The 16,026-nt window shown below is 34.6% G+C and carries 15 protein-coding genes; 11 read left to right on the top strand and 4 right to left on the bottom strand.

Going from position 1 to position 16,026, the window contains the following annotated elements:
- Nucleotides 1–44 precede the first annotated feature (44 nt).
- The 7 genes from HCQ94_RS04225 (at nt 45) to HCQ94_RS04195 (ending at nt 7,312) form a co-directional block, all read left to right on the top strand.
- Entirely contained in the window at nt 45–815 is a 771-nt protein-coding gene (locus HCQ94_RS04225; protein WP_166977935.1) for an anchored repeat-type ABC transporter ATP-binding subunit, read from the top strand.
- Nucleotides 815–1,672 (top strand): anchored repeat-type ABC transporter permease subunit, encoded by an 858-nt coding sequence (locus HCQ94_RS04220; protein ID WP_198418125.1) that lies wholly within the window; start codon nt 815–817, stop codon nt 1,670–1,672. Before HCQ94_RS04225 ends, HCQ94_RS04220 begins: the two co-directional genes overlap by 1 nt.
- 144 nt (nt 1,673–1,816) lie before the next feature.
- The gene (locus tag HCQ94_RS04215) at nt 1,817–2,095 is read left to right on the top strand and encodes an HU family DNA-binding protein (protein ID WP_166977933.1); all 279 of its coding nucleotides are present in this window, start codon (nt 1,817–1,819) and stop codon (nt 2,093–2,095) included.
- Between the two features lie 551 nt (nt 2,096–2,646).
- Entirely contained in the window at nt 2,647–3,525 is an 879-nt protein-coding gene (locus tag HCQ94_RS04210; RefSeq protein WP_166982166.1) for an ABC transporter ATP-binding protein, read from the top strand.
- Nucleotides 3,510–5,168 carry a hypothetical protein gene (locus HCQ94_RS04205; RefSeq protein WP_166982164.1) on the top strand — a complete coding sequence of 553 codons (1,659 nt, stop codon included), beginning with the start codon at nt 3,510–3,512 and terminating at the stop codon, nt 5,166–5,168. Before HCQ94_RS04210 ends, HCQ94_RS04205 begins: the two co-directional genes overlap by 16 nt.
- Nucleotides 5,169–5,249: 81 nt before the next feature.
- Nucleotides 5,250–5,534, top strand: coding sequence for a DUF3039 domain-containing protein (locus HCQ94_RS04200; protein ID WP_166977927.1), 285 nt, complete (start codon nt 5,250–5,252; stop codon nt 5,532–5,534).
- Nucleotides 5,535–5,614: 80 nt separating this feature from the next.
- A complete protein-coding gene (locus tag HCQ94_RS04195) occupies nt 5,615–7,312 on the top strand; it encodes a DEAD/DEAH box helicase (protein WP_166982162.1) in 1,698 nt (565 codons plus the stop codon).
- A 92-nt stretch (nt 7,313–7,404) separates the two neighbouring features.
- Here HCQ94_RS04195 and HCQ94_RS04190 read toward each other — a convergent pair whose 3' ends face one another.
- The gene (locus HCQ94_RS04190) at nt 7,405–8,883 is read right to left on the bottom strand and encodes a zinc-dependent metalloprotease (protein ID WP_166982160.1); all 1,479 of its coding nucleotides are present in this window, start codon (nt 8,881–8,883) and stop codon (nt 7,405–7,407) included.
- 346 nt (nt 8,884–9,229) lie between these two features.
- Here HCQ94_RS04190 and HCQ94_RS04185 point away from each other — a divergent pair, with 346 nt between their 5' ends.
- Entirely contained in the window at nt 9,230–10,327 is a 1,098-nt protein-coding gene (locus tag HCQ94_RS04185; protein WP_166982159.1) for a YlbL family protein, read from the top strand.
- 113 nt (nt 10,328–10,440) lie between these two features.
- On the opposite strand, the gene HCQ94_RS04180 is transcribed toward HCQ94_RS04185, so the two are convergent.
- Entirely contained in the window at nt 10,441–11,682 is a 1,242-nt protein-coding gene (locus HCQ94_RS04180) for an alpha-amylase family protein (RefSeq protein WP_166982157.1), read from the bottom strand.
- 101 nt (nt 11,683–11,783) lie between these two features.
- On the opposite strand from HCQ94_RS04180, the gene HCQ94_RS04175 reads away from it, so the two are divergent.
- Nucleotides 11,784–13,064, top strand: coding sequence for a deoxyguanosinetriphosphate triphosphohydrolase (locus tag HCQ94_RS04175; protein ID WP_198426289.1), 1,281 nt, complete (start codon nt 11,784–11,786; stop codon nt 13,062–13,064).
- A 168-nt stretch (nt 13,065–13,232) separates the two neighbouring features.
- Here the strand turns inward: HCQ94_RS04175 and HCQ94_RS04170 are convergent, their stop codons facing one another.
- Nucleotides 13,233–13,676 carry a metallopeptidase family protein gene (locus HCQ94_RS04170; RefSeq protein WP_166977916.1) on the bottom strand — a complete coding sequence of 148 codons (444 nt, stop codon included), beginning with the start codon at nt 13,674–13,676 and terminating at the stop codon, nt 13,233–13,235.
- A gap of 129 nt (nt 13,677–13,805) precedes the next feature.
- Here HCQ94_RS04170 and HCQ94_RS04165 point away from each other — a divergent pair, with 129 nt between their 5' ends.
- A complete protein-coding gene (locus tag HCQ94_RS04165; RefSeq protein WP_166977914.1) occupies nt 13,806–14,171 on the top strand; it encodes a DUF3499 family protein in 366 nt (121 codons plus the stop codon).
- Here the strand turns inward: HCQ94_RS04165 and HCQ94_RS04160 are convergent.
- Entirely contained in the window at nt 14,168–14,968 is an 801-nt protein-coding gene (locus HCQ94_RS04160; RefSeq protein WP_166982155.1) for an RDD family protein, read from the bottom strand. The two genes, HCQ94_RS04165 and HCQ94_RS04160, sit on opposite strands and share 4 nt — an antisense overlap.
- A gap of 18 nt (nt 14,969–14,986) precedes the next feature.
- Here HCQ94_RS04160 and HCQ94_RS04155 point away from each other — a divergent pair, with 18 nt between their 5' ends.
- Nucleotides 14,987–15,982 carry a stage II sporulation protein M gene (locus HCQ94_RS04155; RefSeq protein WP_166982154.1) on the top strand — a complete coding sequence of 332 codons (996 nt, stop codon included), beginning with the start codon at nt 14,987–14,989 and terminating at the stop codon, nt 15,980–15,982.
- Nucleotides 15,983–16,026: the final 44 nt, after the last annotated feature.

Below are 16,026 nucleotides of genomic sequence, written 5' to 3'. Positions count from 1 at the left end.
GCTATTTACACAACAAAATTGCTGAAAAATAGAAATGAATACTTATGTCAGAAGAAATAGAAAAAGCGGAAAGTAAAGCTTTACTTGAAGTGAAAAACTTATATGTTGAGCTATCAGGTAGAAAAATTCTTGAGAACGTAAACTTTCAAGTAAGGTCTGGAGAATTTCTAGCGCTAATCGGGCCTAATGGTGCTGGTAAAACAACATTTCTGCGAGCAATTTTAGGAGCTATAAAACCTAAAAGCGGTCAGATTATTAAACCTAAAGATGTTAAGAGAAAAAGTGTAGCAATCGGATATGTTCCGCAGATACATGAATTTGCGTGGGATTATCCTATAAGCGTTGAAGACGTAGTTGTATCAGGAAGATTTGGGCTTTTAGGCTATTTTAGAAGACCAGGCATTGAAGACTACAAGCAATCTTTGCTAGCTCTTAAAAGGTTAGGTATGCAAGATTTAGCTAAACGACCTGTGGGAGAGTTATCAGGGGGACAACGCCAACGAGTACTAGTTGCCAGGGCTTTATCAGTTGACCCTGAAATACTGATTCTAGATGAACCTTTCAACGGTTTAGATATGCCTACACAAGATTTGCTTATAAACTTGTTCTCAGATTTAGCTAAAGAAGGTAAAGCTGTCATCATGACAACTCACGACTTAAACGGAGCTTTAAATACAAGTTCACGTGTGTGTTTACTAAACTCCACCATTCTTGCTGACTCAAACGATACAAATATTATGGATTCAGCTTTGTGGGAGAAAACGTTTAATGTTGATGCTTCATCACCTATGCTAAAGAGTTTGGGAGTGCACTAATGATTTCTTTTATAGACTTTTTACAAGACCTATGTAACCCTATACTTTCATTTCTACCAAAAGCTCTCTTAGCTGCAGTTATTGCTTCAGTTGTGTGTGGTGTTGTCGGAAACCATGTTGTTCTACGAGGAATGTCTTTTATCGGTGATGCTGTTGCACACAGCGTTTTCCCTGGTATAGCTTTTGCCTTCTTATTACAGGGTTCTTTAGTGTTAGGTGGAGCAATTGCTGGTGTGGTAACAGCCGTGCTTGTAGCTACTTTCACTCAGAATCGTCGTCTGAAAGAAGACTCTGTAATTGGAGTTTTCTTTGCTGGAGCTTTTGCTTTAGGTATATTAGTCATTTCCTTAGTCCCAGGGTACTCAGGTTCCTTGCAGCAATTCTTATTCGGCTCAATTGTTGGTATATCTAACTCAGACCTTTATATCTCTAGCGTAGTTGGACTAATAATTTTATTTGTTTGCTTCTTACTACATAAAGAGTTTACAGCTGTTAACCTAGACAGAGAAACAGCTAAAATACTAGGAATTAGAGTTTTTGTACTAGATGTTGTCTTATATGTAATGGTTACTTTCGCTGTTGTTATATCAATTCAAACTATTGGAAACGTATTAGTATTAGCGCTACTAGTAACACCAGCAGCTACTGCTAGGTTGTTGACGGATAAAATGTCAGTAATGATGATTTTATCTCCAATGATAGGTATAGTTTCAGCTTTCATAGGTGTTTATTTATCCTGGTCGCTAGGAGTTCCAACAGGAGCTACTATCGTTCTAGTAGCTACACTTTGCTTCTTATTGACTTGGGTTTTTGCACCAAAGCATGGGCTAATTAGAAAAGTTTTTGTTACTAATTAGTCAAAAATAAATAAAATTAGGCGACTAAACGTATAAATATAATAAAATTTAAAAATATTTCGGCGTGTTTTCGCCGATTATTAGGAATAAGTCTCTTTTTTCTAGTAACCTAAGTTTCAAGAATAACTTATAGAGAGGGAAAAAATGAACCGCTCAGAACTAGTTGCAGCAATTGCTGAACGTGCAGGCCTAACAAAATCACAGGCAGATGCCGCTTTGACAGGTTTTGCAGATGTTTTGACAGATGCTTTGTGCAAAGGCGAAACAATCCGTTTGACAGGTATTTTGACAGCAGAACGCGTTGAACGTGCTGCACGTGTTGGTCGTAACCCACGTACAGGCGAACAGATGCAGATTGCTGCAGGCTATGGTGTAAAAATTTCAGCTGGTCTAACTTTGAAGAAAGCTGTTGCAAATAGCTAATTTATACTTTCAATAAGTGCTGTGAATATCGTAGGAACGAAGTTTGCAGCACTTTTATTGTTTAAAGTGGTAATGCATAAATCTACTTTGAATGCTCACTCAATCGATTGTTTACTTTGATTACTACTGTTGACTTGATTAGGACTGAAGTTTACGTATCTAAAAAGCATTTCTTACGCTGTGAGAAAGCAAAAAACTCAAATACTACTTGTATATCGACTTTACTTGGCGATATTTTACGATTTTATCGTCATATTTTATTATGATGTAGCTAAATATAAAACATATATAGCATAAGAAAATGTAATGAGTAGAAGTTATAGGTTATAAATAGAATATCCCTACTCATTTCCAGCATTTACTTACCATAAACACAAAGCAAGTAAATCCTCCATGTTTTGATGCAGTAAACTTTAAATTATTCACCAATTTTATTCTCATAAATATAAGAATTGTAAAAGGAATAACTGTGATGTAAAACTACTCTCACACCCTGTAACTACTAAGAGAACTTGGCGGGGGGGGGGGCGTTGTTATGGTATAGTGTTTATATGAGTGATGTATGGAAAAAAACAAATAATGATAGTATTTCTGAAAATGAAATCGAACAACGCCGCAGTAGTCTACAATCAAGTGATGTAAAGAGTTTTGAATTTAACATTACTGAAGAAACTATTGCTAACAGTGCTTTATGCATAAAGAACTTGAGTAAAAATTTCTCAGGTACATACGCTGTAAACAATGTCTCCCTAGTTGTGCCTAAGGGAAGCTTTTATGGGCTTGTTGGACCCAACGGTGCTGGTAAAACTACCACAATTGCTATGATTGCAAGGCTTTTGAAACCAAATAGTGGTGAAATTTATATTCAAGGTAAAGATTTATCAACTGATGAAGATGAAATTCGTAACTTAATTGGTGTAATGCCAGATGGTATGCGTCTTTTTGACCGTTTAACTGGTTTAGAATTGCTTACTTATAACGGTTTGCTTCGTGGATTACCTAAAGATGAAATTGTTGAGCGTGCAAATGAACTTTTGAAAATTCTAGACCTAGACAAAGAAAATAAAAAGCTAGTTAGTGATTATTCTGCTGGTATGACCAAGAAAATTACTTTAGCCTGTGCGATGATTCATGCCCCTAGCTTACTAATTTTGGATGAGCCTTTCGAAGCAGTGGACCCAGTATCAGCTAAGAAAATTCAGTTACTTCTAAAACAGTATATTGACAATGGAGGAACTATTATTTTCTCAAGCCACGTAATGGCAACTGTTGAACAACTGTGTACTCACGTTGCAATTATGAATAAAGGTAAAGTAATTACAGCTGGTTCAGTTGAAGAAGTCTCTGATGGTATTAGCCTTGAACAGCGTTTCATTGATTCTGTTGGTTCTAGCATTGAAGTAGAGGAACTAAATTGGTTACAACACTAATAAAGTTAAAAAATACTCAATTCAAGAACTATGCTCGTAAAAGTACTGCTATATTAGTGGGAACTATAGTCCTTTATCTATATGTAATTATGGGACTTATAGGTATATATGCTATGGCATTTTTGGCGCCAAACCTCAGCGAAGCTGAACTTCCTGTATATAGGCTTGTGGCAATATTAGCTCCAACGGTTCTAGCTCTGATTTTGGTGCTTGTGGGCAGTTTTTCTACAACTGGAGGGTCTGGACTAACCCCTAGCGCATTTAGGTTACTTGTAACGCCTTCTCATAAATTTGCCAGACAGATTATGATTGCTGAATTTGTTGGTATTCGAGGTATATTTGTATCTTTATCAATGCTTGCTATTGTAATAGTGGGACTAGACTTTCCAATACTAGCTCTAAGCTACTTGATAGGTAGTATTTTATTCGTAATTGCTTTCCAATACTGCAGTAAAATATTCATGATTTTGATGGGGTCATCTGAAACCGATAGCGATAAAAAGAACAAAAAGCAGATTCTTGTTTTCGCATTCTTGGCTATACCATACTTTTACTTTGTATTTGGAGGATTCAAAGGTACAAGTATTGCTTTCCTAATCACTCTTCTTCAAGTAATTCAATGGGTTCCAGTTGTCAGCTCTCTAGCTTTTCCTTTTGCCTTATTTGAGGGAGACTATACTAGTTTTCTCATTCAATTAGCAATTGCTTTAGTTAGCCTAATCTTACTAGATTTTATCTATTGCAAGATGTTTATGAATACTTTGGATGAAAAGGTTGTTTCTCCAGCTAAAGCTAAACGAAAAGAAAAATCTAAGAAAGAAGTTAGTGTTGATATAAATAGGATTACCAAGTATTACTCTGTGGCTAAAAAATTTGGTTTTAGTGACGAAAAAGCTGCAATGCTATCTAGAGTTACTATTTATTGGAAGAAAGACCCGCGATACAACGGTTCATTTATATTTATGTTTCTATTCCCAATTCTTTCAATCTTGGGTGTATATAAAGAGTTTATAAGCGCCTCAAGCGTGTTAACTGTAAGCTGGATTGCTGTATTTCTAGTTTCTTACTCTTATCATGCAGATATTAGCTTGGATTCTACGGCTTTTGCTACTCAAGTTATGACTGGTATAAAAGGTAAAACTGATCGCTTTGTACGTCCAATTCCTTACTTTTTCTTGACTCTAGTTATTACTTTCATTCAAAGCTGTGTGTATTTGTATTTTGAACCAAATATACAAGCGGTAGTGAATAACTTGGTAGTTGTTCTAATAGTATTTTTGGTAGCAATAAGTGTAAATTCTTGTTTAGGAACTCTAATTTTATATCCTATACAGGTACCAAACTCCTCAATTTTTGAACAAAAAGGTACTGGAAACATGGGATTGGTAATGCTAACTCAGTTTGCTGTTATGGTTTCTACAGTAGTGCTTTTGGCTCCACCAGCATTAGTATATGGATATTTTGATAGCTTTTCATTTGAAATTACTTCCGTAAACGTCATAGCACTAGCAGTTGGTTTAGTGTATGCGATTGTTATTGCATATATCGGATACATAGTAAGTTCTAAGCTATATGACAAGAATAAAACTAAGTATATGGAAAAAATTGCTTCTTGGCCTGATCATAAGGTTAAAGTTCTGTAATCGTTTTTAGGGCAAGTGTTATTACGCTTGCCCTAAAAATAAGTTATAATCAGTAAAGATAGTTTTACAGATTGAGGAAATATGTTTGCTGAATTTGAACAAGAAACTTCTGGTTCTACAACTGTTATTGAACAAACTGAAGAAGAATTAGACCAAGGTGATGGTAGGGGTGACCGTTTTGCCCACTACGTTTCTAAGAAGATTGATGCAACTGTATTGCCAGGATCAACTGTAGTAGCTCTATGCGGTAAGGTATGGAGACCAAAATATAATCCTAAGAATTTTCCAATTTGCCCAGTATGTAAAGAATTATATTCAAAGTATTCAGATTTTGGTTCAAAACCAAATTGGCCTTTTGGGCAATAACAAATATTTTCTGTGTAAAGTTATAAGATTTCTCTAAACTTATAACTTTATTTTATTTTTGCGTTTTAATGGGAAAATTAATGAGAAAATTACGTGCATGGCAACAAAATGCTTTCGATAAGTATTTCAAACTTGCTCCCAAAGATTTTATGGCTGTTGCAACTCCTGGGGCTGGAAAAACTACTTTTGCTTTAAGTATTGCTCGTAAATTATTAGATGATAGAACTGTAAATGCTGTCGTAGTTGTATGTCCTACGCAACATTTGAAATATCAATGGGCGGAAGCTGCTGCAAAATTTTCAATACACGTAGATCCTGATTTTTCTAATAACCAATTTGAGTTAGGGAACTTTTTTCAAGGGATGGTAGTAACTTATGCACAAGTTGCTTCAAATCCTGCTGTTCATAAGAAATATACTGATTCACATAATACCTTAGTTATTTTGGATGAAATTCATCATGGGGGAGATAGTCTTTCATGGGGAGATGGCATAGGTATAGCATACGAAAAAGCTGAGCGTAGGTTGTCCCTTACAGGTACGCCTTTTAGATCAGATAACACACCTATACCTTTTGTGCAGTATGTGGAGGACACAGAGGGAATAAAACGTAGTACAAGCGATTATAGCTATAATTACGGTGATGCCTTGCGGGATGGAGTAGTACGTCCAGTTATTTTTATGTCATACTCTGGGGATATGCATTGGCGCACTAAAACTGGTGAAGAGATGTTTTTGCGTCTTGGAGAAGAAAGTACTAAAGACGCTCAAAAGCAGGCGTGGAAAACAGCTTTAGACCCTAAAGGTAACTGGATACCAGATGTACTATCAGCTGCTGACTTACGATTGAATGAAGTTCGCAGACAAATTCCTGATGCTGGTGGCTTGATAATTGCTAGTAACCAAAATGCGGCTCGAGCTTATGCTAAACAGATACGTGAAATAACTGGGGAAAAACCTACTGTTGTTTTATCTGATGATGATAACGCTAGTGATAAAATTGAGCATTTTTCTAAAGGTAATTCTAAATGGATGGTTGCTGTTAGAATGGTTTCAGAGGGAGTGGACGTTCCTAGGCTCTGTGTAGGTGTTTATGCAACTTCAGCATGCACGCCATTATTTTTCGCTCAAGCAATTGGTCGATTTGTTAGAGCTAGGAAAAAAGGCGAAATTGCATCAATATTTTTACCATCAGTTACCCCTTTACTTGTTTTAGCTTCTAACATGGAACAAGAGCGAGACCATGCACTAAATGTTCCTAAACAAGACGATGATTTACTCGATGACTTTTTACTAGAAAGAGCTAATACAAACGAGAAAGCAAGTGATGATTTACTATCGCAATTTGAAGTATTAGATAGTCAAGCACAATTCAATAGCGTTCTTTTTGATGGTAGCCAGTTTGGCTTGCAAGCCCATGTTGGCTCTACTGAAGAAGCAGATTTTCTTGGAATACCAGGACTATTAGATCCAGAGCAAGTTTCTGTCTTGTTAAAAGCTAGACAAGCCGAACAAATAAAAGCTATGCGACGTGAATCTAAAGTAGCTGAGCAACGAATGGAAAACTCTCAAATTTCAAGCCATAAAAAGAGAGCAAACTTACGTAAGGAACTAAGTCAGCTAGTTGCCATGTGGGCTAGAAGATCAAATGAGACTCATGCAGTTGTACATATGAAGCTACGCAATAAATGTGGAGGCCCAGCAATAGCTCAAGCTAGCATAGATGAAATACAAGAAAGAATAGATACTATTCGCAAGTGGTTTGTAGGAATAAAATAATTCGTAGCCACTTAGGATTTATATAGAATGTATAAAAATAAGGGTATGATGAGTTATTCTCACATACCCTTATAATAAAGATATAACGCAATTTACTTTATTTTTTGGTCACCTTCGGAGTCTTGATTAGGATCTAAACCATCAATGTATCCTAGAGTACCATCTAAAAGTTTTTGTAAATCTGAGTCTATTTTTTCATCTTGCAAAGCTTGTGCTTGACGATACTCAAAGAAACGAGTTACATCTTCTAAATCTTCATTTCTAGGAGCAATATCCGGATGTGACCAGTAATGGTCGCGTTCTTCTATACTGGTTTCTTTTAGTATAAAAGCCCACAAATTGCGTGCTTCTCGAATTAACTTTGGAGATAAGTCAATGTCAACCAATTGTTTGAAAGCATACTCTGTAGGTCCTTGAGTAACCCTTCGACGTTGTAGCATTTCGCGCAAAGGTAAAGCTTCAGGCAAATGTACTAGCAGGACATTAGTAGTTACTTCTTCAACCCAACCTTGTGTAATGGCTAATAAAAATTCTAGGTTTTCTTGAGCTTGTTTTTGTTCTGGACTTGATTCCATTTTCATAAAATGTAGGAAGGAATCAGGTTCCATTGAAGAAATAGATATAGGTCCCATATCTTCCATCATTGACCTAATACTATCTAAATCAATCTGAATGTGTGAAGCATATTTTTCAACAGCATTTTCTATACTTGACACTAGCCAAGGCACGGAAGTAAATAAACGCGCATAAGCACATTCTATAATTGCTAGATACTGTGTTGCTAGCTCAAAAGGTACGTTGAGTTCCTCAGCGAATTCTTTTATATTTTCAACCACTAGCGCTGTTGTAGGTTTAGTTGTCAGCTGTAAACCAATATCATTACTACCAAATACATTTTTAGCTATCTTTGAGAATGCTCCTCCAACTTTGAACCCGAATAGCGTTGAAAACATCTTATTCATTACATCTTTAGGTGAACCACTAAACATCAAATTTTCTTTATTTTTCATCAAGTCTTCTATCGATGAAAATTCAGATGACGAATCAGGGGATAAGAACATATATCCAGTACCTTCGTTATCTTCACTTTCAGGACCCATGAGGTTAGTAGATATTGCTTTAGAGTAGTTTGTAGCAACAGGATCAAATAGAATCTTCCAATGTTCTAGAGTATTTTCTACCCATTCTTTTTGGGTCCAAGCTTGATAGTTTGCAAGGGATGGAGGAAGAGAAGTTACACTATCTAGCCATAAATCAGCCGCGCGTAAGCTTTCTTTTACTGTATTTGAAGCTTGAGTTAGAACTGGTTGTGTATTTTTTAAGTCCTTTAGAGCTACTTCTTGAGCCATTTTCCAGTTAATAGGACCGCTACTATCAGAAAGCATATTTTTTACTTGATTTACCAAAAAATCTAGCTCAAAAGGAGAATTTGGTAATGGTACGTTTGCAATTTCAGCAGGATCAAAACCTGAGTTTTTCATGCGAGAAAACATTTCATCAGCTTTATCAGCACCGAAAATTGATTCTAAGATTTTTTTCCATTTTTCATCATTCATATTTTCTTCAGACATATTTAGCTCCGTAATGCAATGATAGTTTCTCTTTATATATTCTAACTTTAATATTTAGATAATATTAGTTTTCATCATTCATATTTTTAAGCTTTACGAGAACTAAAAAATTTCTATTAATATTTTATTAACTTTTTCTGGAATAAAATTTAATTACGAGTTAGTACTAGGAGCGAGAAAGGGGATAATATATAAAGTAGGAGTGTCAGTAGTGTGTTTAAAAGTTTTTATGTTGACTCTATAACTTAATAAAAGAATATTTGTATAACAATTCTTATTTTATTTTAGTTTTGTAAAAGTGATATAGTTATATTCTGGTTAAAAAGCATCAAATATTGGGATTGATATGAGTAAATATATAAAGAAGCATATTAAAAAAATACTTGCTTTATTACTTACGTTTTTAATATTGTTAGGGTTGTTTTCCAACTATTCATATATTATTTACTCTCCAGGTCCTACTTTAGATGTTTTGGGTAAAATTGATCAGAGTACTTATCTAGTTGGAATTGATGGTAAGGATAGAAAAGCATACTCTGGGCAGTTACATTTAACAACGGTATCTCAAGAAGGCGGACCAGGTAGATACCTATCAGGACTTAGATTATTGTCTGCTTTTTTTGACGATGAAGAAGAAATAAAATCTTTAGAAGAAGTATATCCGAGTAACGTTACTAGAGAAGAAATAGATAATTTTAATAAAAGCCAGATGTCTTTATCACAACAAAATGCTTTAGTGGCTGCCTTAAATCAGATTGGTAAACCTCCAGTTGCTAATATAAATATTGCAGGTGTGGACAAAAGTTCTTCTTTCTATGGTAAAGCACAAAAAGGGGATAAAATACTGTCTCTTGAGAATTCACAAAAGAAAGTTTTAGCTACAAATAGCAAGGATTTCTACGATTTGTTGGCTCAAACCCCTAAAGGAACTTCCATAAAAATGCAAGTTAAACGAAATAATGAAATTGTTACTTTAGAGGGAAAAACTTTACCTGCCAGTGTGGACTCAGTAAACGGTACAAAAGGATCTAGACTCGGAATTTATCTGGATGCTAAATATGAGTTTCCAGAAAAAGTAAAGTTTGCTATTAAAGATATTGGCGGACCTTCAGCTGGTTTGATGTTCTCATTATCAATTATGAATATATTATCTAATGAAGACTTCATAGGTAACAATAAAATTGCTGGTACAGGAACTATATCTCCAAATGGTGTTGTAGGTCCTATTGGGGGAGTACGTTTCAAAATATTAGGTACTAAACATCAAAATATTAAATGGTTCTTATTACCAGAATACAACTGTAAAGAAGCTTTAGAAAAGCCTGTTGACGGAGTTAGACTCATTCCTGTTGGAGACTTAGGTCAAGCTAAAGAAGTAGTTACTTCAATTAAAAGTGGAAAGACTGACAATTTACCAAAGTGTGAAACAATAGTTAAAAAATGACGTTACCTTAGATGAATTTAATAGTACTGAATATATTTAACATATTTATTGCAGTGCTAATGCTGAAAATTCATTCTAAGTCAAATGAAGACTTAAACTGTACGTATGGTGCTCTATGATTGTACTTTGAACCAAGCTGTTGTTTCTGGTGGAAGTATGCTACATTCTGGACAGTTTTGCTCTGTATCATGGGTGGAAACTATTTCAGGTTTACTAGAAACAAGTAATTCGTATTCTTTAGGCACTGTAATTTCTTCACCAGACATATTAACTACAATATAAATATGTTCACATACTAACACCAAAGTATTTTCATTAGCCCACTCAAAGCCACTAACACTAGCTATAGTGCCAAGTCCCATATTGTACTGAGCTCTTGCAAGCAAAGCATCCTTATAAGTCTTCCAAGGGGAAAACTCTTCTTTGCGTTGTTTCTCAAATGCTTTTTGAGCAATGGGTAGTGCTGTTGCATAATCAGTTTTTCTATAAGAAACAGGCAATGCTAGTTCATCGAAATAATTTACATATACGGAACCTGGTAATCCTAGGAACAAAAGTTGTAAGGCACTAATCCTGTTCTCCAAGTTTTCAGTGGTTTTAGACCAAGAATATGCACTAGGATAATTTTCATGTAAAGAATTAGACAAGTTATATTTCCAAGCACAGTGGTAGTCGAAAGAATCAGATAAAGCATAACTCTCATTAATTTTTTCTAAGAACACCTTTGCATTAAAAGGAGCGTGCACGAGAGCATCAGTACGCATATGCTGTATAACATTTGATTCAAGGTAGTAATTAAAGCTATTTAAGTATCTTTCGTTACCACTAGCAGTAATAATTACTTGTCTATCAGTACTTTCAATTATTTTTTTGACATTACTTATCATATTCACAAAATGCTTGCTATTTACTGAAAGTTCACTATCCATATCCTCTTCGATAATTAAGCCGAGATCTATACCATCGACTTCATTTTTAATAGCAATTTCAGCGCGATTTATAAGAATATGAGAGTCTTTTTCAAAATCAATAAAAGGTGAAGAGAATCTGTTATTAAGGTTAGGTACAGGCCCAGAAAGTTGAAAAATTACTTTTATACCTACTCTGTGAAAAGTGTTTATAAAATTGTTTATGAAGTTTTCATCAGCTGAAAAATCTATTTTAGACGGACGTACTAAAACTGTGTTTATACCCAGTTGTACTAGGTCGTGGCAAGAAGAAGAAAACAGCTCTAAATCATTTTTGGAAGCGGGAAATGGCAACTCATACACAACACAGTCATTCCACCAAGCGTAGTTAGAATCAGCACACTTGTGTATTAAAGAGATTTTCGCATAATTTTCTTTGTCACTCATAAAGCTCACCAATACGATTTTATGTATACTAATATAAAATTTATCACTATGAATGGTATTTTTTCTACTTTTAATACGTTAATATTAATTTTGTGATGAATATGAGTGAAAAAAACGCTGAAAAATGGGAATACGATGTTTCTTGCCGTCAAAGGTACATACATGAAGAACACCGTGGTGCCTCACGCGGAGATTTTGAAAGAGACAGGGCAAGACTAATACACTCTTATGCTTTGCGTAGGCTGGGAGATAAAACACAAGTAGTTGATCCATTATATGATGATTTTACTCGAACAAGACTTACTCATTCACTAGAGGTAGCTCAAATTGGTAGAGCATTGGCTACTTTTCTGGGTGCTAATCCTGAAATTGTTGACACAGCGTGCTTAGCTCATGATATTGGACATCCTCCTTATGGGCATAATGGTGAAACAGCTCTAGATGAGGCGGCTAAAGATATTGGTGGTTTTGAAGGAAATGCTCAGACTTTTAGATTGCTGGTTAGACTTGAGCCTAAAATAATATTTGAAAACGAAAGTTATGGTTTAAATTTAACTAGAGCTGTGTTGGATGCTAGTTGTAAATATCCTTGGAAAAGGCAAGAAGCCCCTTATAAAAATGGTGTACAGACTAAAAAGTTTGGTGTGTATGAAGACGATGAAAAAATTTTTAAATGGGTTAGGAAAAATAAACCTGAGAAATTGAAATGCGTTGAAGCACAAATAATGGATTTATCAGACGATATTGCTTATTGTGTGCATGACGTAGAAGATTCGATAAAAACAGGATACACGCAGCTGGAAAAGCTATCAGACGATGCTACTGTTCAAAATATGCTTGACTGCATACAAGAACGTTACAATCCCAGCTCTACTCAAGATGAATTAGCCAAGGCTCTTGAACGCTTAATGAAGAAAGAGTATTGGATTAAAAACTTTGATGGCTCTTATAATGATTTAGCTGCACTAAAAAATATGACAAGTGAATTAATCAGTCATTTTTGTACCGATGCTTGTGAGTACACAAAGTACAGAAATAAAGCAGAGATTTTCGGTAGATATAGTGGAAAAATAGAAGTATCAAAGGAAACTTTAGCTGAGATTACCGTATTGAAAGGGATAGCAGCTTATAACGTTATGGTTCCTTTAGAAAAAGAAGATGAATATACTTGGCAACAAAAAATATTACTCGATTTATTTCAGGCTCTTAATGAAGATGGTAATGCTATAAAATTCTTGCAACCAATGTTTAAAAACGAATGGGTAAAAAAGAGCACAGAAGGTGATAAACAAAGGGTAATTATTGACCAACTAGCTTGCTTGACTGACGATTCTGTGAAAAGGCTATATCAGCAAGTAAGTGGATCAGCTTTCCTTTACTAATTTGAATACACCGAATTTTATTATCTGGTAACTTTATAACATATAAACTAATTGTGTTTGTAAGTGAACTAGATTTTGTGTAGTTTATAGTATTTACTATTTATAATTTCATATACCTAAGTGATAAATACTGTAAAGCTACAGTTCACCCTTTCTAAATAACAGAATTTATAGTACCTCTTCTGGTTCAATATTTAGTATATAAGCTAATTGTTGGCAAATAATATCTTCAATTAATGTTTTCAATTCTTTTCTAGTTTTAGCTCTAGATTGTATTGGTAAGCGATATAAAACAATACGAGCAGGCAGATTGTGCTTCAAATCTTGATCGAAAGTTCTACCTAAAATAGCATCTTTTGTTTCCCAAGGAGCTGGATCTGATGGAGGTACATTTTGGGTACAAAATTCTATATTAGCTGTTTGTGGCCACTTTTGTTGTGCTTTTAGTGAGGTCAAAATTATTAGGCTTTCGAAAAGTTCTTGTTTAGAATTATATGCAGGAACATTAGGTGAGATTAAAAGACCACGTAATCCACGCCCATGTTTATCTTTATATTTTTTAGTAATTGTATTCGGTAAAAAGTTATCTTCGTAACGAAATATATTTTGCATTGTAATCCTTGAAATAACCTAACGTAAAACTATTCTACAAAATTTTTATACTTGTAGCGTAAAAATTATTAAATTTTTTCAAAGTATTTTTATTGAATTTTATTTAGAAAGATATGTTAAGATTATTAAGTGACTTTTAAAAGAATTTGTGTGAAACCAGGCTGTAGTAACAAGGCAGAGGCTGCTTTTACTTATATGTACGCAGACTCTACTATAGTGATTGGACCTTTGCCTCCGATGGCAGAACCTGATGCCTACGATTTGTGTGCAAATCATGCTAAAAGCTTTGTAGCTCCTGTTGGTTGGCAAGTCATTAGGGTACAGACACAACTTTCTAATGCTCTACCTAGCGATGAAGAATTGGATTATTTAGCTGAACTAATTATTAGCGCTTCCAAGAAGAATATACATTTGCCACAGTATTTACCACCAAATATCAAAAATTCAGCGGATAAAGTTGCTAATATTCGTGAATATAAAAACACTAATTATTAGTTAGTATGTTTTCTGTTTAACAATATTTTGCGGAATTCGTCGTCTCTTTTAACCACTAAAACAGCAGCTATAAATCGTTCTTTATCAAAATTTTCTCCAGGGATAAGGTCTACATATTTTAATAAAGTATTAGAAATGTTGTTAGCAAAATTTTGCCTAATATGAGGCGATAAACTATTTGTTCTATTTATAAAAGACTTTGCTTCTAACATTAGTGAGTCAGGAATACGCGAAATATTTACTTGATTAGCCCAGTCTTCAAACTCCTTTGGCATGATTAATGGCAAATGTGAAATGTAAGAAGGATTTTTAGCTAAATAGGTTCCAGCTAAATAATCTCCTAGACGTTTACCTTTTTGGGCTACAGCTATACTAGTAATGGAAATAATTCCAGAAGAACCATAAACTTCTACAACACCTACTAAGTGTCTTGTAAAAACGTGCCTGAAACTTATAGCGCCGCCATCTTCACGCACTACTCTGGCTCCAATAATATATTTTCCAATGCTATATCCACAAGTAATAGTTTCAATAAGTATAGGTATTACAAAGAAAACGATGGCTATTGAGATGATATATACTGTTTGAACAGCGTTGGCATTTATTATGAAAATATCAGCATAATTGAACAAAGTTAATATGAGCATAATAAATATTACGACATTGAAAAAAGAGTCAATTATGAAGGCTAATATACGATTAGGCAAGGGAAGAGGTTCAGTTTTTAAAATTACCCCTTCACTAGTGATAACATTTTCACTATTTTCGTGTGTTAAGAGTAGATTTTTTTCTTTCATAATGGCACTTTAATATATGTGGATATAGATGTATTTGTAGCACGCCACGAAAAAACGTGGAGTCGACTCGAATTTTTGGTTGATAAGCGCAGGTTGACTGGTCATCAATGTGACGAGCTAATCTCACTTTATCATATTTCGTCTGCTCATTTGTCATATATACAATCAACTTTCAAAGATAAAGAACTAATTTTATTTCTATCTAGAATAGTTGCTAAAGCTAATACTCGTATGACTTCTTCTAGAAAAGGGAATATGAAGGGGATAGCGGAGTTTTTTACTCACTCATTACCTGCTTGTTTGTACGAGTGTAGAAAATGGACGGCTGCTTGTGCAGTAGTTTTTATTCTAATAGCTCTTGTCCAATATGTATGGATACTGCATTCTCCAGATGTTTTAAGTGCCTTGGGAAGTGCTGATGACTTACGTAAATATGCTACTGAAGATTTTGTGAAATACTACACAAATTATGGTGCTTCAGATTTCACTACACAAGTTTGGGTGAACAACGCTTATATAGCGGCTAATATGGTAGCTTTTGGTATAACAGGTTTTATGCCCTTGTATAGGCTATATCAAAATGCTGTTGCTATTGGTATAAGTGCTGCAGTTGTCTATACTTACAATGACATATTTGTATTCTTTAAATTTATTCTTCCGCATGGTTTACTTGAATTAACAGCTATATTTATAGCGTGCGGTGCTGGTATAAAGCTCTTTTGGGCTTTAGTTGTTCCTACTAACGAGTCTAGAAAAGTGTCGATTGCTAAACAAGGAAGATCAACAGTAATTATAGGTTTAGGGTTAGTATTTATATTATTGTTTGCTGGATTAATAGAGGGATATATTACCGGATCGAATTTGCAAACGTGGATTAAAATTTTTATAGGAATAGTATCAGTTACTGCTCTTTGGATTTATACTTTAGTTGTAGGTAGAGTTGCTTACAATAAAGGCATAAAAGCTGATATTGATGAGAGTGAAGCCGGATACGTAAATTTAGAAAACGGATAATTATATATCTGTAAAATACAATTTGTAAAAGAACTAGCCAAGAG

The organism is Actinomyces sp. zg-332, assembly GCF_011751945.2.
Taxonomy (GTDB): domain Bacteria; phylum Actinomycetota; class Actinomycetes; order Actinomycetales; family Actinomycetaceae; genus ZJ293.
The sequence above is the reverse complement of the archived record's forward strand: the minus strand, read 5'-3'. Positions and strand labels throughout refer to the sequence as shown.